Raw genomic sequence first — 24252 nt, forward strand, 5'->3', positions numbered from 1 at the left:
CGTGGTCAGTGCTCGTCGTAGTGGTCGCCGTGCGCGGAGTGCCGGTGACCGTCGTGGACGTAGTCCACGTGGTCGTCATGCACGACGGCTTCGTGACCACACGACTCTCCGTGCTCGTGGTCGTCGACCGTGTGATGCTCGACGTGGGCAGTGTCGGTGGGCATGTTCGCGTTCCCGTTCAGGAGGCAGCCGCGGAACGCGGGTTCGCGTTCGCATACGCGACGATGCTCGCGGCGTAATGCGGCGTCTCGATCTCACAGTGCTGACCGGATGCCTTCTGGCGGGCCGCGGCGGCCTCCTCGTACGTCTGGCCGTTATCCGCGATGAACTTGAGGAAGTCCTCGGTCGGGTGCGACGTGACTGTGTTCACGTAGCGCAGCTGGTCGCCCTCGAGCTGCTCCATGCCGAGCTCCCAGACCACCTGCGTCGTCGTCCAGCCCGCCGGCGAGAGCACGTCGGAGATGGAGACCATCTTGCAGTAGTGCGGGCTGGCCACCTCGTAGCGGTACTGCTGGATGACCAGGCCGGAGCCAATCATCTCGATGTTGATGGACATCGGGGTGCCGTCGTCGTCGACCGTGTAGCCGGCGGCCTTGTGGTCACCGGGTGCACAGCGCTGGTATTCGTGGGTGGGCAGGTTCTTCAGCCATGCCTCGATGTCGATGTCGTCGAAGTTGGCGGTGACGTCTGCGGTGATGACTGCGTGCGAGAGCACCAGGTCGGAGCGGACAGTTGCGCTCATGAGTGGATCCTTTCGGTGGCCGGATGTCAGCGACTCAGAGTCAAAGCGCTGAGGCCCTTCTCCCGCCTCGACTATTGACGAATGTCCTGCCTCGAGAGGGGGCAAGCCAGGGCTAGTCAGCCGCATCGACACCCGGTGTACGGTCAGGAGGTGCTTGTCGAGAGCCAGCAGGCGCGTCGAATAGGCCTCGACGCAGTCGCCGTGACTGTGGCCAGTCGCTTCCGCACGCCTCTTCATGGTCGTGACCAAGAGATGGAAACGGTTGCGCGCGCCTTCACGGCGGTCGAAACCGGTCAGACGGCGGTGACGGCACTATCCGGTGAGCCTGGAATCGGGAAGACACGCCTCGTCCAGGCTGCACTTCATATGGCTGAGGATCGAGGCTGGTCAACCTTCGTCGTCGCACCCGGACCCGACTCCACCACCTCTGGACTGGGAGCGCTCCTGGAAGGGGCCCAGCGGACAACGCCGCAGCTCGTCACGGACGACGAAGTCTTCAACCTTCTGCACGGGCCGGCGCCCCAGTACTGGCTCACCCGCCTACTAGCGGACCGACTGGAGACCGTGGCCGCTGAAGATCGACTGCTGGTAATCGTTGACGATCTGCAGTGGCTGGACGCAGGTTCACTAGCGGTCATCACCACTCTCCTCAGCGACCTTCAGGGCATCCCGGTGTACTGGATGCTCGCCAGCCGCACGGGCAACTACGGTCCAAGCCACGCACGATTCATGGAGGTCGCGGCCTCACTCGCAACAGTCGTCGAGGTTCAGCCCCTCGACGCGCAGGCAGTCAGTGCCGTCGCCCGTGACCGACTCGGCTTAGCGGCCGGCCCGTCGCTCACGCGGGCGATGGAACGTGCTGGGGGTTATCCACTGATCCTGCTCGAGCTTCTCCAAGGAATGCAGGAAGAAGGTCTGCTGCGCGTTGACCGCGGTGCAGTCGATCTCCAGCGCGACGTTGTGCCCGCCCGATTCGGCACCTCAGCGCGGCAACGCCTCAGCCGAGTCAGCAAGGATGCGCTGCAGGTGGCTCAGGTCGGCAGTCTTTACGGTCGCGAGTTCCCCGCAGCTGGAGTGCTCGGTGTCCTTGGCCGCACGGCCGCTGACGGGTCGGCAGCGGTCCAAGAGCTTATTGACCTCGGATTCATCGTTGACACCGGAACCTCTCTCTCTTTCCGGCACGACACCGTGCAGTTCGCGGCGCAGGAAAGCTTGCCACCTAGCCTCCGACGCGTGATGGCCAGAGAGGTGCTGGACCGTCGTCTCAAAGCGGGTGAACGCCCTGCTGCCCTCGCACGGACCATCGCGAGCATCGCCGACTCAGCAGATGACGACTCAATCGAACTGCTGGTCGTTGCTGCGACACAACTCGCTGATACGGATGCCCAGGAAGCGTCCGAGCTCGCCGTGCTTGCCGCGGGCCTCGCAGGCGGTCATTCTCGTCACACCGAGAAAGTCGCAGCTCTGGTTCCCCTTCTCCTCACGGGCGCACCGGTACATCAGGCGATGGAGATCAGTCGCGCGCTGATGCCTACTCTCTCCGCCGAGTCGAGGGCCCAGGTGGGTCTGGCCATCGCCCGTCGGCTCACCGAGTTCGACTTCGACGCAGCCATTGCTGAGGCCACTGAAGCGCTGTCGATCCCCGGTGTCTCAGACGTGACTCGCGTGCAGCTTCTCGCCGTTCGCGCCCTCAACTACGCCAACATCGCCGATGCGACCGGACTGCGCGCCCAGCTCGATCTCGCGCGAGCGGCAGCGGACGACGAACGCGACGGCTTCGCTTTGGCAACGTTGGATGCGAGCGAGTCGGTGCTGTTCTTCTACCAGGGGCAGTTCGAGGCGGCCGAACGTCTGCAACGGCGCGCGGAGCAGCGCATCGTCCACGCCGGCGCCAGCCCAAACCTGTGGCTTCCCGAGGGATTGTGGCTGGCGTTCATGCGGAACACTCTGGGCGATGCCGAAGGAGCGCTGCGCCTTATCGAAACGGGACTGGCCGAGGCGCGCTCCGGACGGCACGTCACCGCTGAGGCGTACTGGATGATGGTGCGGGCACGAGCGCTCTATGACCTCGGAAGGCTCGAGGATGCGCGAGTGCTTGCGGAGGCGGTGTTAGATCTTGCTGCGCAGCTGGGCCTGGGCGACTTTGCCAATGCGACAGCCGGGGTTGTCCTCCATAGGGTCGGTCTGCACACCGGTGACATTCACCTTCGAGAGCGGACCCGCCCGCTCGTGGGGGAACTTGCCGCCGGAACTACCCTCACGCGAACGGGTAGGTGGAGTCTGGCGCTCGAGTCGCTTGACGCAGGGCGCCCGGAAGAGGCCCACGGCTTCGCAAACCTGGCATGGTCGTCCATCGAAGAGCCAAGTCCGTCGATGACCACCCCTGCTGACTTCGCAGACCACATCACGCTCGCTCTCATCTGCCACGCGGTGGACGACGCAGAGTCGCTGGCGAAGATTGTGAACTTCACTGCGGTGCGTGCGGCGCGCCATCCTGCCAACCATCTCGTTCAGGCGGTGGCCGCCGCGACACGTGGCATTCGCGACGGAGACAACGCTGATCTCCGCGAAGCTGTCGAACATCTGCGACAGGTCGAGCGCCCGTTGGTGCTTGCGCGAATGCTTGAGTTGGTCGGTCAACTCGATTCCGCCGACGAAGCTCCGGTGCGAGAAGCACTCACCATCTATGAAGTGCTGGGCGCCGCGCGAGATGCTGACCGCGTCCGCCACACGTTGCGGCAACGCGGGGTGAGGACACGCCTGGTTGCGTCTGACCCGAACGATACGAGGAGTGGCTTGACGCAGCGGGAGTACCAAGTCGCGGAGCGGATCGCTGCTGGCCGCACCACGCAGCAGATTGCGGAGGACCTCCTCCTGTCACCGCACACCGTGGTTGCACATATCCGGCATATCTTCTCCAAGTGGGGTGTCAACACTCGCCGTGAAGTGAAGGAGCGGATGCTCGCCGCACGATCGCGACCGGAGCCGTCCCCATGACCCTTCCGCTGTGATCTCTCCGAACATGCGATGTCTCGGAGGCGAGCGGGGGATGTGAAGGTGTGGGCGGCTCTCCTACCGTTGTCGAAGATGACAGGGCGGGAGTCGGAGATGGTGACGTACAGCACCACATTGGGGGACTTTCTTCGTGCACGGCGCGACACGTGCCAGCCGGAAGACGTGGGCCTGGCACGTGAGAGGGGCCGACGCGTATCTGGGCTTCGTCGCGATGAGGTTGCAAGGCTCGCGGGAATGAGCAGCGAGTACTACATGAGGCTCGAACAGGGACGCGTTGACAGTCCATCCCGTCAGGTGCTGGATGCCATCGCGCGGGCGTTGAAGCTCAGTATCGTGTCGACCGATTACCTCTATCGTCTCGCTGGCATGGGTGCGCCGCGGGTGTCTGCCAGCGCGCCGTACCCCCGCGAGGCGCTCGACATGATGCTGCGGCGGTGGCGCTTCACCCCGGCCTACATCATGGACTGCAACTTCGACATTGTTGCCGCGAACGACCTGATGGTCGCTATCTCTCAAGGCGATATCAGAGCGGGTGTCAATGCGGTCCAACTCACCTTCTCCGACGACAGGCGGCGGATGATGGAGGACTGGGATCGAACCGCGAGGGAAACGGTCGCAGCATTCCGCTACCGCACTGATGAGAAGTCCGCCCGACACCACGAGGTACTCCTGTCCGTCGCGGAGGACCCTGACTTCGCGCGTTTGTGGAAACTGCATGAAGTGAATGTCCCTGTGAACTATGAAGTCCGCGCAAGCGTCGAGGGCCTCGGTGAACTGTGTGTGGACATTCAGAACCTCACACTGCCGGACTTCCATGGGCACACCGTGACGCTGTACACGGCCGAAGCGGGCTCGTTCACGGACAACGTCATCCGGGATCTCGCGTTGTCCCTCGGTGTCGCCGCATAGCGCGAGGCGGCTGCGTGAACGGTTGGACGAAAGTCGAACGCGCCGCGACAAACGCACAAGACTCTCGCTCCCTCGCAGCGGTTATCTGACGGCATGACCAACGACCCGAACTGGAAACTGCCCGACGTACCGACGTTCTCCCTCACCAGCCCTGCCTTCCAAGACCACGGCGCCCTGCCCACCTCGGCACGCGGCGCCGCGGCGGGCGGCGAGGACCGATCTCCAGCCCTCGAGTGGAGCGGGGCGCCGGAGGGAACGCAGAGCTACGTGCTCACTGTGTTCGACCCGGATGCCCCGAGCGGCTCCGGATTCTGGCACTGGGCTCTCACGAACATCCCCGCGGATGTGACATCGCTCGCTGCTGGAGCGGGCACAGACGATGCACTGTTGCCCACGGGCTCCGTGCGGCACCGCAACGAGTACGGCACAAACGTCTTCATCGGTGCCGCCCCGCCTCCTGGCACCGGATTCCACCGCTACACGTACACGCTGAGCGCGTTGTCCGTGCCCACTCTTGAGGGCGCTGCGGATGTCACCCCGGCCATCATCGGGCTTCGCCTCCGGCCGCACATCATCGGGCGGGCGCAGCTCGTGGGCCTGACGGAGACTCCCGCATGATCCATCACCTGATGTCCTGGCCACTCCGGGCCGACGTGGACCGCGTCGCGTCCATCGAGCGAGTCCGGACTCTGCTGATGGACCTCGAGGGGAAGGTCGACTCGATCCGCACCATCGCGGTAGTCGAGAACATCGCGTACCCCGAAGCGAACAACGACCTCGCGGTCCTAGCGACCTTCGATGACGTTCCTGGGTTGGAGGCGTTCGTCACCCACCCGCTCCACCAGGCCGCAGTCGCCGAAATCCACACTCTGGTGACCGGCCGCGCTGGAATCGACTGGCAGACCGCCGACTGACCTGAATCGAGGGGCAGAGCGAAACGCGCGCTGCCCTCATCGCTCAGTGGTCTTCCTTCGACAGCAGCTGCGTCTCCCAGTCGGCGGGGACCTGCCCCTTCGGCCCAGGGACACTTTGCGCGACCGGATGCTGCGAAGGCGGGCACAGCGGCGGGCCCGAGAGGTCGACCTCCTCGAGGTAGTCCCACCACCACTCCTCGCCCGGTTCGAAGCTCTGAACAAAGCGGTGTCCAGTGTCGCGGAAGTGGCGAGCGGCGTGCATGTTCAGCGACGAATCGCAGCACCCGACATGCCCGCATGCAGCGCATCGTCGTAGGTGAAGCCACCACGATCCCTCGCCGAGGCACTCAAGGCAACCATTCCCGGTCGGCGGCACTGTCTGGTCGATCTGGTCGTCCATCCGGCAACGGTAAGCACCCCGGGCATCGGGCCAGTCAGACAGGCGTCGCAATGTCTTGAGCACACGATGTGGGCTGCCTGGTTACAGCGAGGACAGCCTGTGGGTAGTCCCATCGTGCCCACGCGCACTCCTCGGACGCGGACGTACCGTTCCTCTATCGCGCACCCTTCGAGGAACAGGAGACCACCATGGACAGCCAGCGAATCGTCGAACAGCTCGCATCTGAGCTCGCTCGGTCTGTGGTGGTCGTAGACCGGGAGAACACTGTCGTCGGCGTCAGCTACCGCGCCGACGACTACGAGCTTCTCCAGCGCGGGTCCGTGTCCAACCCGACCGACATCGTTCAGGACTGGCTTCGCGAGACAGCGCGCGGCTCTCAGCCCCGGGGCTGGGGGGCCTCCGGTGCTGAGTCCGACGCCTCCTGGATCACGGTTCCACTGCTCGTGGACGGTGACGTCACCGGGTGGGCCCTCATCGCATCGCGAAAGCAGGACCTTCACTCGACGGAGCTGGCGGTCGTAGACATCGCCGCCGAGTTGCTCCTCACTGCACGCGCCCGCACCACGCTGGGCGGAGAAGGTCGGCGTACCGTGTTCCGCAACCTCCTTGATGCGGACCCCGGCATCAGAAGGGCCAGCCTTCGCCGCGCGTCTAAGCAACGCTGGGTGGATCGCCGCGACAAGTCTGATGTGCACGCGCTCGTCTACGACGGCGTGGTCGGTCCGCTGGAGCGACTGCGACTGACGCAGGCGCTCTGCCGGACTCTCCCCGCTCGAGCCGAAGTGCTGAGGGAACGAGATGACGCGGTGTTCATCATCACCAGCCGCGTCAAAGCGGGTTCTGACATCGACGCCCTCATTCGGTCGTGGGCGCTGAGCCAGCAGGTTGCGTTGAACACCGTCGGCACAGCAACGCTCAGACCCGAGGACGAGGATCTTGCGCGATCTGCGCATGCGGCGCTGACGGCGGCTGAACTTAGCCAGTCGATCCCAGAGCTCGCTCAGGTCACCAGCGGCGACGGCCTGGGTGGTTGGGCGCTGCTGCAGGCGGTGAAAGGCCATCGGGGGCTGCTCTCGGTGGCGTCACCGGCAGCGGAGCTCCTTTGCACACTCGGGGACACCAATCGCGAAACGGTCGAGGCGTACCTCGATGCGGCCGGCCATGTGCGCGTCGCATGCGAACAGTTGCATATTCACCGCACCACCCTTTATTACCGCCTGGACAACCTCCCCGAACTGGTGAAGGCCGCGCTAGCGGATGGGATGCAGCGGAGCACCCTGCACCTCGCTCTCAAGCTCGACAGGCTGTGGGCGGCCGCCGGAGTCTGAGCTCACGCCTCCGCGAGGTACCGATGCACGAGGGAGACGGCCATCGCGCCCTCGCCGACCGCGGACGCCACGCGTTTCACCGAGTTGGAGCGCACATCACCAGCCGCGAAGATGCCTGGCACGGAGGTCTCCAGGTAGTACGGCGCTCGCGCGAGCGGCCACGTCTTGAGGTGGTCCGCCATGAGGTCGATGCCCGTGACGACGAAGCCGCGGCTGTCCCGACTGACGTTCGTCGTCTCCGCCCAGTCGGTGTTCGGTGCACCACCGATGCAGACGAACAGGTGCCGAGTTGCGACAGTCGTTTCCACGCCGGACTGGTCAACGGTGATGCTGTCGAGCACATCGTCCCCGTGGAGCGCGATGACGCGGCTATTGAGCATGACGGTGAGGTTCGGCTGAGCAGCCAATCGGTTCAGCAAGTAGGCCGACATAGTCGACGACAGGGAGTCCGCGCGTACGAGCACTGTGACGTGGGTGGCGTGCGCTGAGAGGTTCATCGCCGCCTGCCCAGCACTATTGGCGCCGCCGACGATGTAGACGTGCCGGCCCACGCACGCGGATGCTTCGCTGGTTCCGGCGCCGTAGTAGACGCCGGAGCCTTCGAGTCGCTCTTCGCGCGGAAGTCCGAGCCTGCGCCACCGCACCCCGGTCGCGCAGATCGCGGCGGACGCGCGGATCTCGGATCCATCGGCGAGCACCGCCCGCACGTCGTGGTCTTTGAAGGTGCGGTCGATTCCTTGGCTCATGAGGATGAGCTCGGCCCCGAAAGCTACGGCCTGCTGCCTGGCCCGGTCCGCGAGATGCGAGCCGGAGATGCCATGCGGGAACCCGAGATAGTTCTCGATGAGGCTGCTCGAGCCAGCCTGTCCGCCCACCGCATCCCGTTCGAAGACGGCGACATTCAGTCCCTCTGAGGCGCCATAGACCGCGGCAGACAGACCCGCTGGGCCGGCGCCGTAGATGAGGAGGTCGTACGCGGACTGTGCCGGCGGACGAACCCAGCCCAGGTGTGCGGCGACCTGAGCTGGGGTGGGGTCTTCGAGCGAGGTTCCGTCCGCGAAAACCACCACCGGGAGACGGCGACCGGTGAAGTCGATCCCCTCTGCTCGCGTCGCGCCCGTCCCGACGACGGTGGAGATGAACGGCACCTCACTGCGCGTCAGGTAGTCGCGCAGCGCAAACCCGTCGCGACCGTCGAGTGTCTCGATGAGGCGCAGAGGACCGGTCACGAGCCCTCGTTGAGGAGGTTTTCCCAATTGGAGGGGACGCGGCCCGCGGGTCCCGGCGTGGGCTGAGAGCGAGGGTGACTGCGCGGTGGTGCGAGGGGCGGGCCGGTGAAGACTTGCTCGGTGCCGTAGTCCCAGAACCATTCCTCGCCCGGCTCGTAGCTCTGGATTACTCGGTGCCCCGACTGTGTGGCGTGCTTCGTGGCGTGCTGGTTCGGTGACTCGTCGCAGCAGCCAATGTGGCCGCAGAATGCGCAGCGTCGCAGGTGGAACCACCAGCTACCGGTCGCTTCGCAGTCCATGCACCCTGGGCCGCTGGGCTCGACCTCGGGCCGGACGTAGCGGTGGAGGTCCGTCACCGTTCGGCTCCGCCGTCGTTGAAGTAGCCAGCCTCGCGGACGACATGACGCAGGAGAACGGCGAGATCTTCGTCGATGTCCTTACCTCGCGGCGCGGAGAGGATGAGCGTCTGCTCACCCACGGTGACCTTCACCTTCCCGTTGTGACGCTCCTCCACGTCACCGACTTCGCGTAGAAGTGCCAGCACGTCTTTCCATTCGAGGTTGTGCGAGGTGGGGTGCTGGTCCAGGTGGTAGAGCGTCGTGCGGTGGTGTTCGGTCAGTTCGGCCATGGTGTTGCCCCTTCTAGGCGTGAATCTGATGCCAAGCGGCGATTCGGAAACTGTCGACGCGGAAGCTCGCGAAGCTCATCACCCACTGTGGTTCCTTCGACGGGAGCGTGAGGAGCATCGCGAGCTCTGCGAGAACGACAGGTCCGACGACGGCCATGCTGACGACTTCGCTGTGCCAATCGCTGAACGTGCTCCGGATTTCGGAGATCATCGCGACGACGGCGCTTCGACCGGTGACCGTCTGCCGTGAGGATGGCTTGTAGGTGACGTCGTCGGCAAGGAAGGCGTGAATGTCGAGGTCGCTGCCGTCGTTGAGAATGGTGACGAAGCCGCGGACTATCAACTCCAGCTCCAACATCTCGATGGCGGTCATCTGCTCGTCCCAGTTCTGCTCCATGACCTACCTCACGAGATGTCGAGCGCGTGAATCAGGTGGTCGCGCATCGAGAAGGTCAACGTGGCAGGGCCGTTGTAGCCCTGACCACGAACTTGGGTGTGTACGGCTATTGCGCCACCGTCCCAGACGTGGAGGAGGTCAGTGAAGCTGACGAGATACGCCGACACCCACTTCTCGGCCCATTCGGCGATACCGGGGTGCCCTTCGAAGAGCATTCCCCAAGCATCCAGGGACCCGGACCGCTCGAAGCAGGCGACGAACGCTCGAACATCATGGGCGTTCGCGGCGTCGAGAGCCTCAGTCACGAGCCCGGGGACGGGCGTGACGAGCCGTGTGGATCGGTCGAGCATCACCGGCCCTCCTCGCGTTTTCTGGGTCCTCGTTCCGGGATGCCCCTGAACTTAGCGAGCGAGCGCCCGCCAGCTTTTCGACGCAAGTCGAGAACAGGATGCCCGTGGGTGGCCCTGCCAGAGCCAGTGTGCAGGAGCCATCGAGTTCGTACACTCGGCGTGTGGAGACAGCATGAGCGAAACCGGACGTGTGCCCATCGCCCCCAGAGTGTTGATGCCCCGCTGACCGGGTCCGCGGTGTTCCTCGTGGTCACTATCAAGGACAGCACCGGCGCCTTCTCGTCAGTTCGTTCAGCTCTGTCCGACCTTTCCGGATTGATGAAGACCGTCGGATTCCGTGATCTCGACGCGGCGCTCGCGGTCACGGTCGGCATCGGTGCGCAGGTGTGGACACAGCTCACCGGCCGCCCCAAGCCCACTGAGCTGCACACGTTCCCGCCCGTTCGCGGGGCGGTGCATGAGGCACCCTCCACCCCAGGCGACCTGCTCTTCCACGTCCGCTCGAACCGCCGAGACCTCTGTTTCGAGTTCGAACGCCTCCTGCTCGAAGAGCTCGGGGAATCAGTGACCGTTGTCGACGAGACGGAGGGTTTCCGCTATTTCGACATCCGGGACCTCCTCGGATTCGTGGATGGCACCGCCAACCCGGCCGGCCCCGATCTTCCCGATTCCACGCTTGTGGGCGAGGAAGACCCTGCGGGGGTCGGTGGCAGCTACGTCGTCGTGCAGAAGTACACCCACCCTCTGGACAAGTGGAACGCACTGACCACCGAACAACAGGAAGCCATCATCGGTCGCCGAAAGTTCGATGGTGTGGAACTCGACGATGCGGAGTCAGGTCAGAAGGCACACAAGACGCTGGCGACCATCGTCGACGACGAAGGCGTCGAGCACGGCATCCTCCGCGACAACATGCCGTTCGGGAGCCCGGCGACCGAGATGGGCACTTACTTCATCGGCTACTCACGGCGCTTGTCCGTCATCGAGAAGATGCTCGAGCGGATGTTCATCGGCGACCCCCCCCGGACTCCACGACCGGCTGCTCGACTTCTCAACCGCCATCACCGGCTCCACGTTCTTCGTGCCTCCCGCCTACGTGCTCGACGGGCTAGCGGACGTGACCGCCGCGTCCTGAGATCCGCATACCGTCGCAGCCGCCCACGTCTCCCGGTCGTAGCGTGGACGCATGTCGCAGAACGTCGTTCGCCTCTTCATCTCCCCTCCCGGACGAGAGCGAGGACGGCGATCCCCAAGCGCGCGCGAGGCGGTTGAGCGCGTGGCACGGGCCTTAGATCTTTGGGAAAGAACTGGGTAAAGTCGAGCGCAGTCCAACCGCGGTGAACGTCGCCGTGAGTGATCGCGAACCGCGTGATTACGCGGCGAACGCACCCAAAGGGCCCCGAACTAGTCTCAGATCGTTGGGTTCAAATCCCACCGTCACCGCCACGGAGAACCCCCGCAGATCCCCTGGATACACTGGGATCGCGGGGGTTCTTCCTTCCCTGCATCCGCCTCGCGCCTCCGCCCCGGCCTTCCCCTCGTCGTCGAGGACGCGATGAGCGGTCGGCCACTCGTCGACTGCTGCTTCTACTCGGACCACCACCTGGTCAGGGGGGACAAACGAGCGCAGCCTCGGCGCGTGCCGGGGAGGATGGTGCCAGGGCGGGCTGCGCTCGGGAGGAGCGTCGACGCGAGGTTCGCTCAGGGAGCGACGGCTGCCTGATACCCCGCGATGATGTCGAGTTCCGCGCCCAGCAGGCTGTCACCCTTCAGGAATCGCTGCAGCAGGCTCAGGTGGTAGGTGTTCGGGATGTACTTGCGCTTACCGCTGATGCCGACGATCCAGACCTGCTGGTTCTCTGCGAACGTGATGAGTTTGTACATGAGTTCGTCCTCTCCGGGGTTCTGCGGCGGGCCTGTCGGGCTGTCCCCGGCGAGCGGGGCGTTCGTGACCAACCAAATCGGATTCAGGTTGGTTCCGTCGCTCAGGTACAGGCGCAGGTGAAGATGCGAGTTCTCGCGCTCAGGGGGATCAAGGTAGCCGGTGAAGCCGGTGAGGCCGACCACCGTGCCGCCGCTCACGTTCTGCCCGATCGACACACTCGTGCTGCCTTGGATGAAGTGGCAGTAGTCGCCGAAGACGCCGGAGCCGTGGTTGATGGTCACGAACTGACCGCGCCCGCTCGGCTCGTAACCCCCACCGGTCACGACTCCGCTTGCGACCGCGCACGCAGGCGTGCCTGCGCGCGGCGTGACGTAGTAGTCGACGCCACGATGACCTGGATAGCTGGGCTCCGGGTAACCGTCCACGCCCAGGCGCGTCTCTGCTCGTTGCGTGAACGGATGATTCCACGCGATCGGGAGTGCATCGTGTTGGGCGCGCGTCCAGGTCCCCGCGGCTGTTGCTGGGGCCGCGCCCAGAACGACTGACCCGGCAACGTAGGTCGCGGCGGCCGCTCCGGCGACGCCGACGACCTGACGTCGAGTCAGCTGTGGCGCGTCACGGGCATCGGCCGCCGGCGTTTGAGGAGACTCCATGACCTCACGCTATTGGTCGCGCCACACGGATGGCGAGACGACGAAAGTATGAACGCGGCGTGAGCCCCGCGGATGCCGCGAAGCTCATCGCCGGCGGCGGGCCGGTCGATCCATGGGGTGCCTTCGAAGCGCCCGCGCCAGCAGCGCCGGGGGCCGCTGGCAGCGTGGGGGCTCAATGCCCGGATCCGTGACCCTCATCGTGCGGCGCTCGGTCTTCGTCGTCGTGTGCGAGGAGCCGCTCCAGCCCGCTGATGAAGACATCCAGGGCGAAATCGAACTGCAGCTCGCCGTACGAGTCGTCGTCGAGGTCGGAACTCGAGGTCATGATCACCCGCAACGCGTGAAACTCCTCCTCGGGTGCTGAGCGCAGGGCAGCGCGCAGGATGCCGGGCTGCGGGTGGTGGTCACTCGTCTGGATGAAGATGATGTCTTTGGCCAGCGACATCGCGATGTTCGCCAGCATCAAAGACGCTTGAGCGACGTGCGCGGGCGCGAATCCGGCGTCGAGCATCATCTCCAGCAGGAGCTCCGACGGTCGGAGGAGGTCGAGTCCGCCTTCGAGGTCGTACCGGAAGTAGGCCACAAGACTGCCCGTCGACACCAGGGCGTCGCGGAGCGCCCGCGCATAGGCGCGGCATCCCTCCTGCCAGCTCGGATCGGAGGGGAATCGGAACTGCGAGAAGTGTGCGGCGAAGGCGTCGCGCGCCACGAGCTCGAGCAGTCGTTCGCGATCTTTGACGTGATAGTGCACGGCGCTGCGGTCGACGCCGAGCTCTCGCGCGACCGCCTGCACCGTCACCAAGTGGGGCTCCAGGCCGCGCGCGACCTCGACGATGCGCTGAGCGTCGATGCCGGCGCTCTGCCCGGGCCCTCGTCCGGCTGACCCCGAGGGTGCGTTCTGACGTCGAGACATCGCGCCTCCGGCTCGTGATTTGACGGTCGTGAATACCCACTGTACTATTCACGAGCGTGAATAACATTCACGCTCGATAATTGCGGCGCTGTGGCCGCGAACTACTCAGTGCCGAGGAGCCACCATGACCACCATCCCTCCCGATTCGTCTGACGACGCCGCTGCCGTACTCGCCGCCGCGCGGTCGGCCGTGCCGGCACCCGAGCCTGTCGTCGAGACTGCCGACGCGAGCGCTCCGACGACGATGAGCCGATGGCTGTGGGTGGCGTACCCGATCGCGCTGATCGGTATCGGATCGGTGTGGGGCGCCGTCATCTCCGTCCTCCTGGGACGTCAGATCGCAGAGATCGTGACCGACCCTCTCCAGGCCGCCGGCGCGCTCGGCCTCGTGCTGAGCATCGCCTCGCTCGTGCCGTTGATCGCGCAGCCTGTCATGGGTCGCCTGTCCGATCTGACGCGCACCCGGTTCCTGGGGCGTCGCAACCTCTGGATCCTGTGCGGCGGGCTCGCCTCGGGCCTCGTGCTCATCGGGCTCGGGTTGAGTGACAACCTCATCGCGGCCGGCATCCTGTGGGCTCTCGCCATGATTCCGCTGAGCGCCCTGCAGGCGGCGCTGACTGCCGTCCTCCCCGAGCGCGTCCCGCTCGCCCGTCGCGGGACGATGTCGGGGATCGTCGGAACGATCAGCGTCGTCGGCGCCGTCTTCGGCGTGACGCTGGGCGGACTGGCTCCGACCGCCTTCGTCGGATACCTCCTCATCGTCGTGTTGCTCGTGGTCACCTCGACCTTGTTCGCCTTCACGACGAAGGACGTCCCCGCGCCGGTCGAGAACCTCGAACTCTCCCGTGAGCAGAAGCGAGCGATCAATCGCCTTCCCGGCCTGCGCACTGCGCCCGATTTCTGGTGGACCTTCGCCGGTCGCTTCTTGATGATCTTCGGCTACTTCGTCATCAGCGGGTTCAACCTCTACCTGCTGCGCGACTACATCGGGGTCGGCGACGGGAGCACGGACGCCGCGTCGCAGATGGTCGTCGCCGTCGCTGGACTCGCCGCACTGTTCACACTCATCTTCGCGATCGTGGGCGGTGTGCTCTCGGACCGCTTCGGCCGGGTTCGCATCTTCGTCGGACTGGCCTGCCTGCTGTTCGTCCCGGCGTGCCTCGTGTTCATCTTCGTCCCGACCCTCACCGGCTTCTTCATCGCCCAGGGGATCCTCGGGTCCGCCTTCGGCATGTACACCGCCGTCGACCAGGTGCTCATCACCCGCGTGCTGCCGAACACGCAGAATGCCGCGCGTGACCTCGGCCTGATCAACATCGCCAACTCCGGACCCCAGGTCATCGCCCCGGCGGTCGCCGGTGGGGTCATCGCGTTCACCGGCAACTACAGCATCCTCTTCGTCATCACCGCCGTCGTCGTCGTGTTGTCGGCGATCTCGGTGCGCTTCATCCGGTCGGTTCCCTGACACCGACCCGTCACACGCCCGTTCCTACGAGAGAGAGCACCACCGCATGCCGATCCAGACCCTGGCCGAAAGCTGGGACTACCGCACGAAGGCCAGCGTCTTCTCCGAGCTCGGTGGAGCGGGAGTGACCGAGTGGCAGCCGGTCGTCATCCCGCACGATGCCATGCTGCACGAAACGCGCCGCGACGATCTCGCGCATGGAGCAACCAGCGGGCACTTTCCGGGCGGGGCCTACCAGTACCGCCGGACGCTGTTCGTGCCGGCCGAAGACGAAGGCGCACTGCTCACCCTCGTCTTCGAAGGCGTGTACCGCAACGCCGCCGTCTTCGTCAACGGGACGCTGGCGGGCCAGCGGCCGAGCGGCTACGCCGAGTTCTCGGTGCGCATCGATCCGTACGTCACCTTCGGGGCCGACAACGAGATCGTCGTGGAGTGCCGCAACGGGAAGGACGCGCGCTGGTACTCGGGAGCGGGCATCTATCGGCCGGTGCACCTGGTGACCCAGTCGCGGATGCGCATAGCGCACACGCACGTGCGCACGACCCATCTGGGCGAGGCTGAGGCGGTCGTCGAGGTCGCCACGCTCGTGCGCAACGACGGTATCCGCACCGCACGCGGGCGCGTGTCCCTGCGGATGTCGTTCTCCGGCACGGCGGTGAGCGAGTTGGACACCCCCGTGACCGTGTTGCCCGGCGAGCAGATGATGGTGCGCCAGCGCGTGTTCCTGAGCGATCCCGTGGTCTGGTCGGCCGAGACACCCCACCTTTACGACGTGTCGGTCGAGCTGGAGCGGGAAGGAGAGGGGGTCGTCGATGATCGCCAGACCCGGTTCGGGGTACGGACGATCCAGGTCGACCCGCGGCATGGCCTGCGCGTCAACGGCAAGACGGTCAAGCTGCGCGGTGCGTGCGTGCACCACGACAACGGCGTTCTCGGGGCCGCCACCTTCGCGTCGGCCGAGGAACGACGCGTGCGCCTGTTGAAGGCGGCCGGCTTCAACGCCATCCGCAGCTCGCACAACCCGTTGAGCCGAGCGATGCTCGACGCGTGCGATCGCCTGGGCATGTACGTCATGGACGAGGCGTTCGACACCTGGACCGTCAGCAAGACCGACGAAGACTACTCCTACGAGTTCCCCGAATGGTGGGAGCGCGATGTCGAGTCGATGGTGGCCAAGGACATCAACCACCCCAGCGTGATCTTCTACTCGATCGGCAACGAAATCCCCGAGAACGGCACCCCGTTCGGTGCCGTGCAGAGCCGCAAGATCGCGGAGCACATCCGGACCCTCGATCCCACGCGCCTGGTCACCAACGGAATCAACGGATTCGTCGCAACGCTGGACGACGTCATCGCTGCGATGCGCGCCCAAGCTCCCTCCGACGACCAGGCCTCCGGCGGCGTCAACACGATGATGGCGCAACTCGGCGACTACATGGGTCTCATCGCTGTCTCCGAGCCGGTCACTGTGCGCACGGAGGAGTCGCAGGCGGTGCTCGACGTCGCAGGGATGAACTACTCGCAAGCGCGATACGAGCTCGACCGCGACCGCTTCCCCGAGCGCATCACTGTCGGCACCGAGTCGTTCCCGACGGCGATCGACGAGATCTGGGCGCTGGTCGAGGCAGATGCGCGCGTCATCGGCGACTTCACGTGGACCGGGTGGGACTACATCGGCGAGGCCGGCATCGGCGGCATCGACTACGTCGAGGACCTGGAGAACTCCCAGCAGAGCGTCGCCCGTGACTACCCGTGGCTGCTCGCCTACTGCGGCGACATCGACATCATCGGTCACCGTCGCCCCGCTTCGTTCTACCGGGAGATCGTCTTCGGGCTCCGCACCGACCCCTACATCGCGGTCCAGCGGCCGCAGCACCACGGCAAGACCGTGGCCTTCGCCACTCCGTGGGCCTGGAGTGATTCGGTGTCGAGTTGGACGTGGGCGGGCTTCGAGAACCAGCCCGTGCATGTCGAGGTCTATGGTCGTGGCGACGAGGTGGCGCTGCTGTTGGACGGCGAGGAGATCGGCCGCCAGCCGATCGGCGTCACGAAGGCCTTCCGCGCCGACTTCGAAACGGTCTACCGTTCGGGGACGCTCGAGGCGGTGTCGTACCTCGGCGGCGCCGAGGTGGGGCGGTACGCGCTGCACGCCGGCGGGACGCCGCGGAGCCTGGATGCAGAGGTCGACAGCGGAGCCGACGACCTCTCCTTCGTCATGCTCGCCCTCACCGACGGTCGTGGGACGGTCATCACGGGCGAGGATCAGTCGATCGCTGTGCGCCTGGAGGGTCCCGCCGTCCTCCAGGGCTTCGGATCGGCGAACCCGAAGACGGAGGAGAGCTTCGTCACCGATCGTCACACGACCTTCGACGGCCGCGCGTTGGCGGTCGTACGTCGCACCGGTCGCGGAGCCATCACGCTCACAGCCGAGGCCGAGCAGGGCGCGCAGATCGAGGTCATTCTCTGAGTCGGCCACGAAGGTCCCGACGCCCGCGACATCACGCGGATGTCGGGGCCTTCGTCGTCGGCGGCTGCCGGTCAGCCGCCGTAGCGGACGTAGAAGGAGCCGGGTCCGCAGGTGTATGTCGCGGGGCCGACGGTGTGCACGCCCTCTCCGAGGCGTGCACAGGTCTGCGCCGCATCCACGAGCGTGGCGCCGATCACGAACAGGATCACCAGTGCCACGGCGACCCCGATGCCCGCGGAGAACCACCGATTCCGGTGGCTGAAACGGCCGCTACGAGACCGCCCCGCCCGGCACGATGGCCCTGTCGTGACCGACCTGGGACTTGTCGGGCACGTCGCCGCGGCGACCCGACGCCGCGGTCCCCCGTCGAAGGAACGTCGACCATGACTTCAGACACCGCCGTCACCCGAGCCCGCCGCCGCCAGCGCGGCACCGATCGCGACGCGACACCGCAGCCGGCGCAGCACGCACGGCCCTCCACGGCCCGCATCGCGCGGTCGCGGATCGCCCTGATCTCGTGCGTGGTGCTGTGGATGCTCTACCTCACGACGGTCATCGTCACTCTCTCTCGCGGCGGTGCGCTCGTCGACTCCACCCAGCTGCTGGCCACGACGCTGTTCCTCGTCTCCGTGACCGCGCTCACGTTCTCGGCCTGCATGTATCTGCTCGCGCGGGCGGGCGCCCTTCCTCGGCTCGCGGATCATCGCCGCGCCCGCCGCATCACGATCGACGAGCACTTCTTCGATCACGAACCCCTGCTGACTGCTCTGCTGCCCTCTCGACGCGAGGATCCCGACCTCGTGCGGATGGCGCTCTGGTCCGTCGCGTTGCAGGAGTTTCCGCGGCTCGACGTCGTGCTGCTGCTGGACGACGACCCCGACCCCGCCGACGACGCGGCGCGCGCCGGGCTCGAGGGGTGCCGCGCCCTGACGGGAGAGCTGGATGCCGCACTGCGTCCGGTCTTCGAGCGCGTGGATGCCGCCGCCGCCCGCATCCGCGCGGGCGAACTCTCCGCGGCCGCGGCGACGGAGCTCGTGATGCGTGAGCACGCGGCGTGCGCGCAGTGGCTGCACGCACGCGCCGAGGAGGCGCCGACCCGGACGCACGTCGAGGTCTTCTTCGTCGAGCAGGTGCTGCGGCGCCTGGCATCCGATCTCGAGGCCACGGCCGCGGCGCTGCTCGAAGCCGCGGAGAGCGGGGCGGCGCCGCTGACGCTCGCGCGTGCGCATCAGCTCGGCAGCCGCCTCGTGCGGATCTTCGGTGTGGACGCCTCCACCTTCGAGCGGCGGCGCTACGCCTCGTTGTCGCACGTGTCCAACAAGGCCATGAACCTGAACGCGTACCTCGGCCTGATCGGCGGTCGCTACCGGGAGCGATGGGTGGGCGGTCAGCGGGCCCTCGAGGATGCCGGCGCCGGGCGCAGCACCCTCGAAGTGGCCGAACCCGACTACGTGCTGACCCTGGACGCCGACTCGATGCTGCTGCCCGGGTACTGCGCGACGCTGGTCCACACCCTCGAGCAGCCGGAGAACGCGCGCGTCGCGGTCGCCCAGACGCCCTACTCCGCCTACCGCGGGGCTCCGACCCGGCTCGAACGCATCGCCGGGGCGACGACCGACCTGCAGCACATCGTGCACCAAGGTCTCACGGCGTTCGGGGCGACGTTCTGGGTGGGCGCGAACGCCGTGCTGCGCTGGCAGGCCCTGGCCTCGCTGCGACGCGAGTCGGTGGAAGACGGCACGCGCATCGTGCGGTACATCTCCGACCGGACGGCCATCGAGGACACCGAGTCGAGCATCGACATCGCCGAGCACGGCTGGACGCTGATGAACTACCCGGAGCGCCTCAGCTACAGCGCCACACCGCCCGACTTCGGCTCCCTCGTCATCCAGCGTCGCCGCTGGGCGGACGGCGGGCTGCTGATCATCCCCGCCCTGCGCGCCCTGGCCGCTCGCCGTCGCCGCGTCGGCGAGCCGATGCGGGTCGCCGAGCGGCTGCTCCGACTGAACTACCTCGGTTCGATCTCCTGGGTCACGGTGGGCCTGCTCGCGGTGCTCACTCTCTACCCGATGGACGGGCAGCTGGTCACCATCCTGCTCATGCTGATCGCGTTGCCCTATTTCGTCGAGATGGCGTCGGATCTGCGCATGCTCGGCTACCGTCGGCGTGACGTCGTCGCCATCTACGGACTCAACCTCCTGCTCCTGCCCGTCAATCTCGCCGGCAGTGCGGCGTCGGTGCTGCAGGTCCTGACCGGCCGCAAGGCGCAGTTCGCGCGGACGCCGAAAGTGTCGTCGCGCACCCGCGTTCCGGCCTTCTTCCTCGTGGCGCCCCTGGCACTGGTGCTCGTGGCGGGCGCCGTCGGCGTGCGCGCCGGGATGGCGGGAGCATGGGGCACCGCGGTCTTCGCGGCGTTCACCACGATCGCGACGCTGTGGGCGATCGTGCGTCTCATCGGCGTGCGTGCCACGGCATCCGATCTCTGGTTCGCGTGGATGGACTGGATCTGGGTGGAGGAGAAGGATGCCGCCGCGCCCGCCGCCGCCTCCTCTCCGCGGTGGGCTGCGGTCCTCGACGACGGGCCGCTGGACGCGATCGGAGCACTCTCATGAGCCCGGTGCACGCGCCCCGGCGTTCGCGTTTCGCCGGACGGCAGCTCTCGTTCGGGCGCCTCGCCCTCAGCATGGCCGTGGTCGTCACGCTGGGACTCGGCGCGACCGCGGCCGCCCTCGTTCCGACGTTGCCGCCGGCGGTGGCCGGCGCCGACGCCGCCCACCGCTGGTTCGCGCCGTACTACGACGTGACGCTCGAATCCGGCGACGAGCTGTCGCGCAGCACGATGGACGATGCCCCCGGGGGGCTGGTCCTCGCCTTCGTCGTCGCCGCGGGTGACGACGACTGCACGCCCACGTGGGGACGCACGTACACGCTCGACGACGCCGCCCAGCGGTTCCAGCTCGATCGTCGCGTCGAGCGGATGCACCGCGAGGGGCGCCCGCTCGCGGTGTCGTTCGGAGGCGCCCTCAACACCGAGCTGGCCTCCGCGTGTGCGACGGTCGACGCCCTGGCGACGGCGTATCGCACCGTGCTCGACCGGTACGGCATCGACACCGTCGACCTCGACATCGAAGGGGATGCTCTCGACGACGCGGCGGCGACGGCACGACGTGCCGCGGCGATCGCACAGCTGCAGAAGCAGCGGAGCGCGGAGGGCACGTCGTTGCAGCTGTGGCTCACACTGCCCGTGGCGCCCGACGGTCTCACCGCCCAGGGGTCCGCGCAGGTCTCGGCGATGCTCGACGGGGGAGTCGAGATCGCGGGCGTCAACGCCATGACGATGGACTTCAACGCCGACGATCACGCCGCCTCCACGTCGTCGCTCGCGATCAGCGCGTTGGACGCCACCGCCCGGCAGGTCACCGACCTGTGGGACGCCCACGGGCGCACCCTGCCGCCGGGCGGAGCGCGGGCCTTGCTGGGAGCGACCCCGATGATCGGTCAGAGCGACATCGAGCGCGAGGTCTTCACGCTCGATGACGCCCGGGCGCTCGCCGACTACGCCACCGCGCAGGGCATCGCGAGGATGTCGATGTGGTCCCTCAACCGCGACCGCACCTGCGGATCGAACTACCCGCTCGTGCATCGGGTCTCGCCCCTGTGCAGCGGCGTCGATCAGGCCGGCGTGAGCTTCGCCGGCATCCTCGCCGACGGGCACACGGGCACGCCGTCGGGCGAGCCCCTCACGCCGCAGGACGGTCCGATCGTCCCCGACGACGCCGCCACCAGCCCCTTCCCGCTGTGGACGTCGCAGTCGTTCTACTCGGCGGGGGTGTTCGTGGTCTGGCGGGGCTCGGTCTACGTGTCCAAGTGGTGGAACGAAGACGGTCCCCAGCCCGATGACCCCTCGTTGGATGCCGCGGCATCCGCGTGGACCTACGTGGGTCCCGTGCTCTCGAGCGACCGCCCGTTCACCCTGCCGCAGCTGCCGGAGGGCACCTACCCGGAATGGTCCGCCACCGGCCTCTACAACCAGGGCGATCGCGTCCTGTACGACGGCAGCGGGTACGAGGCGCGCTGGTGGTCGCAGGGACAGCGTCCCGATCGGTCGGTGCTCGATCACGACTACTCGCCGTGGAAGCTCCTCGACGGGTCGTGACCGCTGACGGCATCGAACACGTGCGGGCGGCCGTCGATCGCGATGGTCGCCCGCACGGCACGTCCGTCCGGATGCAGGCGTCCGACGACGTGCCGGCGCGCATCGGAGATGCTCTCGGCCATCCACCCCACGGCCGCATCGATCCCGTCGTCGGCGGCGGCGCCGCTGTCGTCGAGCAGGACCACGTCGACGCCGCGGGCGCGCGCGGCCGCGACGGCGCTGCGCAGCGGCTCACGCGCCAGCGCGCCGGCGCGCAGGTCGTCGCGCAGTCGGCCCTCTTGCGCCGCATAGGCGCGCCGCTCCTCGGGTGAGGGCGACCGCCCTTCGGCGATGCGGTTCAGCAGGGGCACGACGGAGGCGGCGAGATCGTCGGCGTGCTCGCGCAGCTCCGCACGCGCCGACATCGACCAGCTCTGCCGTTCCGCGGCGGCGACGGCCTCATGGTGCAGGACGACGATGCCCCGCTGCATGCGCGCGATGACGTGCAGCATCAGGACGGCGACGCCGACGACCAGTCCAGGGCGGGTGATCAGCTGGAGGATCTGGCCGGGGGCGACGCCGTGAGCGGCTCCCGCGGCGATCAGGACACCGACGACCAGGGCGGCGCCGACGAGCGCCGTGCCCCCGCGCCCTCGCAGAGCCAGCGGCACGAGCAGGAAGGACAGCGCCATCACCGGCCACAGGGTGCCGTAGGTCAGCGGGGCGACCGCGACGGTGCCGAGTGTGCCACCGACCACGAGCCCGACGACGCCGATCGACCGGCCCCATGACGGCTCGGCGGGCAGGGAGCGGCGCAGCAGCTCGGCGGTGACCAGGATCGCCGCCAGTGCCGCCACCTGCAGCGCCCACGTGTGCGGCGCCACGACCGTCGCCGCCATCGCGCACAACGACTGCAGCACGACGTAGCCCACCCCGATGCGGGTCACGCCGCGCCGCAGCGCCGCGGAGTCGGTGACCGCCGCCATCTGGACGCCCGGCGCGGGCGGCGCGTACCGCAGCGTGACGCGCGTGCCGACGCCTCGTGTGGAGACGATCTCGGCGGCGCCGCCGGGAACGCGTTCCATGCGCGCGACGATGCTCTGGCGGATGCCGAGGCGGTCGTCGTCGATCCGGGCCAGCTCGAAGCCGGGGCCGTCATCGACGATGTCGATGCGGACGTCGTCGTCGCGGGAACGGAGATGGACCTGCCGCCGCGCCAGCGGTGCATGCCGGGCCGCGTTCGTCAGCGCCTGACGCGTCGCCCCCAGCATCGCCGTGGTCGCACCGTCGTCGAGGAGGAGGGGACCTTCGATGTCGCAGGTCAGCTCCGCACCCTGCCGGCGGGTCTCCACGACCAGCTCGGCATCCAGCGGGAGAGGCTCGCGCGCGCCGTCGTCGACGAGCGACGTGACCATCCCCGCCGCCCGCCGCGCCTGGACGGCGAGTCGATCGAGCGGAACCGGCAGCTCGGAGGCGGCCAGCACGAGCGTCGCCAGCACCTCGTCGTGGACGAGGGCGGCTGCGTGCGTCCGCGCCGCCAGGCGACCCCGCTCGGCCGACTCGCGGGCCGCGGCGGCCCGGCGCTCCGCTGCGGCGGCGTCCAGGCCGGCGCCGACCGACAGCACATGGCCGCCGAGCACGCAGACCACGGCCGCGGTCAGCAGCGCGTGCGAGTCGTTGACGATTCCGTCCAGATCGAAGCCTCCGAACGTGAGACGGTACGTCGCCCCCGCGAGAGTCCCGATCGCCAGCGTGGCCCACCCCGCACGCGGGCCGAAGGCGACGAGCGCGCAGGCGGTGGCGGCGCTGGATGCCGTCAGCACCCACGGCATCCGCTCCACCTCCGACGTCGCCGCCGCCGGGGCGAACAGGATGACTGCGGCCCAGAACAGGATCGTCGCGGCGCCGGCCGTGCGGCGCAGCATCCGGGTGCCCAGCAGGGGGGAGAGCGCCCCGCCGACGATGGTGATGGCCGTGGCGGCGACCACGATGATCAGATACCAGAGGGGAAGGACGGGGTGTTCGCGGGCCACGACGGTCAGGTTGAACGTGCCGACCGCCGCCACCATCGCGCCGCTGGTCGCCAGCAGCACCCGCCGAGCGGCGCGCTCGGCGGCATCCGCGTCACTCACGCCGCGGTACCGGCACGTAGCCGTCTTCGAGGCCCCGCTGATACAGCTCGACCTTCGTCGCCGCCGGGCGGCCCAGCTGATGGTAGACGGAGCGGATGCGGCGAAGGTGATCGTTGACGGTGTTCTCGGAGATGAACAGCCGTGTCGCGACGTCCCGCGCGCCCAGCCCCGACGCGTACAGCGCCAGGACCTCGCGCTCGCGCGCGGTGAGCGGGGCGCCCTCGAGCAGAGGATCGGTGTCCAGCGCCGAGGCCCATTCCGCCGTCGAGACGTGCTCGCCGCGCGACGCCGACACGATCGCGGTGAGCAGCCCTGCCGACGGCGCGGACTTCCTCACGACGCCGCGGATGTCGGCGCGTGAGGCGGCGCGCACGAGGTACGGATCCTCGCCGGAGGTCAGCACGAGAACCTGGGCGCCCCAGCGGCGCAGCGCCGCGACGTTGCCCGCCGGATGCGATCCGTCGCGCAGGCTCAGATCGAGCAGCACCAGTTCGGCACGTCGCGGGTGGCGCACCAGCTCGTCGACGGTGCGGGCGTGACCGACGAAGCTGACCTCGGGCGTCGCGGCGAGGAGGTTCTGCACCGCCATCGCGACGAGCTCGTGGTCGTCGACGACGGCGACGGATGCCGCATCCACCATCCGCAGGACACCTCTCTTCGAGCCGGCCCCCCGGCGGTGGACGTGCCGCA

At 67.6% G+C, this 24252-nt stretch carries 23 protein-coding genes; 10 read left to right on the forward strand and 13 right to left on the reverse strand.

The window, feature by feature from the left end; translation table 11 throughout:
* Positions 1 to 5: 5 nt before the first annotated feature.
* Together MHO01S_RS05350 and MHO01S_RS05355 are read right to left on the reverse strand one after the other, a co-directional pair.
* Complete coding sequence (locus tag MHO01S_RS05350) at positions 6 to 164, reverse strand: hypothetical protein (RefSeq protein ID WP_060960571.1); 159 nt, start codon at positions 162 to 164, stop codon at positions 6 to 8.
* 14 nt (positions 165 to 178) lie between these two features.
* On the reverse strand, positions 179 to 742 hold the full coding sequence (locus MHO01S_RS05355) for a hypothetical protein (RefSeq protein WP_060960572.1): 564 nt from the start codon (positions 740 to 742) through the stop codon (positions 179 to 181).
* A gap of 150 nt (positions 743 to 892) precedes the next feature.
* On the opposite strand from MHO01S_RS05355, the gene MHO01S_RS05360 reads away from it, so the two are divergent.
* From MHO01S_RS05360 to MHO01S_RS05375, 4 genes are all read left to right on the forward strand, one after another.
* Positions 893 to 3739, forward strand: a complete 2847-nt coding sequence (locus MHO01S_RS05360; RefSeq protein ID WP_167626512.1) for an AAA family ATPase — start codon at positions 893 to 895, stop codon at positions 3737 to 3739.
* A gap of 111 nt (positions 3740 to 3850) precedes the next feature.
* Positions 3851 to 4666: a helix-turn-helix domain-containing protein gene (locus tag MHO01S_RS05365; RefSeq protein WP_167626513.1), complete on the forward strand. Its 816-nt coding sequence runs from the start codon at positions 3851 to 3853 to the stop codon at positions 4664 to 4666.
* 93 nt (positions 4667 to 4759) lie between these two features.
* Entirely contained in the window at positions 4760 to 5284 is a 525-nt protein-coding gene (locus MHO01S_RS05370) for a YbhB/YbcL family Raf kinase inhibitor-like protein (RefSeq protein ID WP_060960575.1), read from the forward strand.
* The gene (locus MHO01S_RS05375) at positions 5281 to 5580 is read left to right on the forward strand and encodes a Dabb family protein (protein WP_060960576.1); all 300 of its coding nucleotides are present in this window, start codon (positions 5281 to 5283) and stop codon (positions 5578 to 5580) included. Before MHO01S_RS05370 ends, MHO01S_RS05375 begins: the two co-directional genes overlap by 4 nt.
* A 43-nt stretch (positions 5581 to 5623) precedes the next feature.
* Here the strand turns inward: MHO01S_RS05375 and MHO01S_RS05380 are convergent, their stop codons facing one another.
* A complete protein-coding gene (locus MHO01S_RS05380) occupies positions 5624 to 5980 on the reverse strand; it encodes a UBP-type zinc finger domain-containing protein (protein WP_060960577.1) in 357 nt (118 codons plus the stop codon).
* A gap of 188 nt (positions 5981 to 6168) precedes the next feature.
* Between MHO01S_RS05380 and MHO01S_RS05385 the strand changes: the two genes are divergently transcribed.
* Complete coding sequence (locus MHO01S_RS05385) at positions 6169 to 7308, forward strand: PucR family transcriptional regulator (protein ID WP_060960578.1); 1140 nt, start codon at positions 6169 to 6171, stop codon at positions 7306 to 7308.
* Positions 7309 to 7310: 2 nt separating this feature from the next.
* Here the strand turns inward: MHO01S_RS05385 and MHO01S_RS05390 are convergent, their stop codons facing one another.
* The 5 genes from MHO01S_RS05390 to MHO01S_RS05405 are packed head-to-tail and all read right to left on the reverse strand — an operon-like array spanning position 7311 to position 9912.
* Positions 7311 to 8537 (reverse strand): NAD(P)/FAD-dependent oxidoreductase, encoded by a 1227-nt coding sequence (locus MHO01S_RS05390; RefSeq protein ID WP_060960579.1) that lies wholly within the window; start codon positions 8535 to 8537, stop codon positions 7311 to 7313.
* On the reverse strand, positions 8534 to 8836 hold the full coding sequence (locus MHO01S_RS16255) for a UBP-type zinc finger domain-containing protein (RefSeq protein WP_082734252.1): 303 nt from the start codon (positions 8834 to 8836) through the stop codon (positions 8534 to 8536). Before MHO01S_RS16255 ends, MHO01S_RS05390 begins: the two co-directional genes overlap by 4 nt.
* A 53-nt stretch (positions 8837 to 8889) precedes the next feature.
* Positions 8890 to 9165, reverse strand: a complete 276-nt coding sequence (locus tag MHO01S_RS05395; protein ID WP_060960580.1) for a hypothetical protein — start codon at positions 9163 to 9165, stop codon at positions 8890 to 8892.
* Between the two features lie 13 nt (positions 9166 to 9178).
* Positions 9179 to 9562, reverse strand: a complete 384-nt coding sequence (locus MHO01S_RS05400; protein ID WP_060960581.1) for a nuclear transport factor 2 family protein — start codon at positions 9560 to 9562, stop codon at positions 9179 to 9181.
* A gap of 8 nt (positions 9563 to 9570) precedes the next feature.
* Positions 9571 to 9912, reverse strand: coding sequence for a nuclear transport factor 2-like protein (locus MHO01S_RS05405; RefSeq protein WP_060960582.1), 342 nt, complete (start codon positions 9910 to 9912; stop codon positions 9571 to 9573).
* Between the two features lie 39 nt (positions 9913 to 9951).
* On the opposite strand from MHO01S_RS05405, the gene MHO01S_RS05410 reads away from it, so the two are divergent.
* Positions 9952 to 11184: a Dyp-type peroxidase gene (locus tag MHO01S_RS05410; RefSeq protein WP_231735168.1), complete on the forward strand. Its 1233-nt coding sequence runs from the start codon at positions 9952 to 9954 to the stop codon at positions 11182 to 11184.
* Positions 11185 to 11613: 429 nt separating this feature from the next.
* Here MHO01S_RS05410 and MHO01S_RS16260 read toward each other — a convergent pair whose 3' ends face one another.
* The gene (locus MHO01S_RS16260; RefSeq protein ID WP_082734246.1) at positions 11614 to 12450 is read right to left on the reverse strand and encodes a M23 family metallopeptidase; all 837 of its coding nucleotides are present in this window, start codon (positions 12448 to 12450) and stop codon (positions 11614 to 11616) included.
* 172 nt (positions 12451 to 12622) lie between these two features.
* The gene (locus MHO01S_RS05420) at positions 12623 to 13363 is read right to left on the reverse strand and encodes a TetR/AcrR family transcriptional regulator C-terminal domain-containing protein (protein ID WP_060960584.1); all 741 of its coding nucleotides are present in this window, start codon (positions 13361 to 13363) and stop codon (positions 12623 to 12625) included.
* 124 nt (positions 13364 to 13487) lie between these two features.
* Here MHO01S_RS05420 and MHO01S_RS05425 point away from each other — a divergent pair, with 124 nt between their 5' ends.
* Positions 13488 to 14828 (forward strand): MFS transporter, encoded by a 1341-nt coding sequence (locus MHO01S_RS05425; protein WP_060960585.1) that lies wholly within the window; start codon positions 13488 to 13490, stop codon positions 14826 to 14828.
* A 46-nt stretch (positions 14829 to 14874) separates the two neighbouring features.
* A complete protein-coding gene (locus MHO01S_RS05430) occupies positions 14875 to 17295 on the forward strand; it encodes a glycoside hydrolase family 2 TIM barrel-domain containing protein (RefSeq protein ID WP_060960586.1) in 2421 nt (806 codons plus the stop codon).
* Between the two features lie 71 nt (positions 17296 to 17366).
* On the opposite strand, the gene MHO01S_RS16450 is transcribed toward MHO01S_RS05430, so the two are convergent.
* Positions 17367 to 17513, reverse strand: a complete 147-nt coding sequence (locus MHO01S_RS16450) for a hypothetical protein (protein ID WP_157553740.1) — start codon at positions 17511 to 17513, stop codon at positions 17367 to 17369.
* A 165-nt stretch (positions 17514 to 17678) separates the two neighbouring features.
* Between MHO01S_RS16450 and MHO01S_RS05435 the strand changes: the two genes are divergently transcribed.
* Positions 17679 to 19907, forward strand: a complete 2229-nt coding sequence (locus tag MHO01S_RS05435; protein WP_060960587.1) for a glycosyltransferase family 2 protein — start codon at positions 17679 to 17681, stop codon at positions 19905 to 19907.
* Positions 19904 to 21451, forward strand: a complete 1548-nt coding sequence (locus tag MHO01S_RS05440; RefSeq protein WP_060960588.1) for a carbohydrate-binding protein — start codon at positions 19904 to 19906, stop codon at positions 21449 to 21451. The genes MHO01S_RS05435 and MHO01S_RS05440 overlap by 4 nt, the downstream gene beginning before the upstream one ends.
* Here MHO01S_RS05440 and MHO01S_RS05445 read toward each other — a convergent pair.
* Positions 21418 to 23562 (reverse strand): DUF8320 family protein, encoded by a 2145-nt coding sequence (locus MHO01S_RS05445; RefSeq protein WP_061781950.1) that lies wholly within the window; start codon positions 23560 to 23562, stop codon positions 21418 to 21420. The genes MHO01S_RS05440 and MHO01S_RS05445 overlap by 34 nt on opposite strands.
* Positions 23555 to 24202 carry a LuxR C-terminal-related transcriptional regulator gene (locus tag MHO01S_RS05450; RefSeq protein ID WP_060960590.1) on the reverse strand — a complete coding sequence of 216 codons (648 nt, stop codon included), beginning with the start codon at positions 24200 to 24202 and terminating at the stop codon, positions 23555 to 23557. The genes MHO01S_RS05445 and MHO01S_RS05450 overlap by 8 nt, the downstream gene beginning before the upstream one ends.
* Positions 24203 to 24252: the final 50 nt, after the last annotated feature.

The sequence above is a fragment of the Microbacterium hominis NBRC 15708 genome (assembly GCF_001592125.1).
GTDB lineage: Bacteria > Actinomycetota > Actinomycetes > Actinomycetales > Microbacteriaceae > Microbacterium > Microbacterium hominis.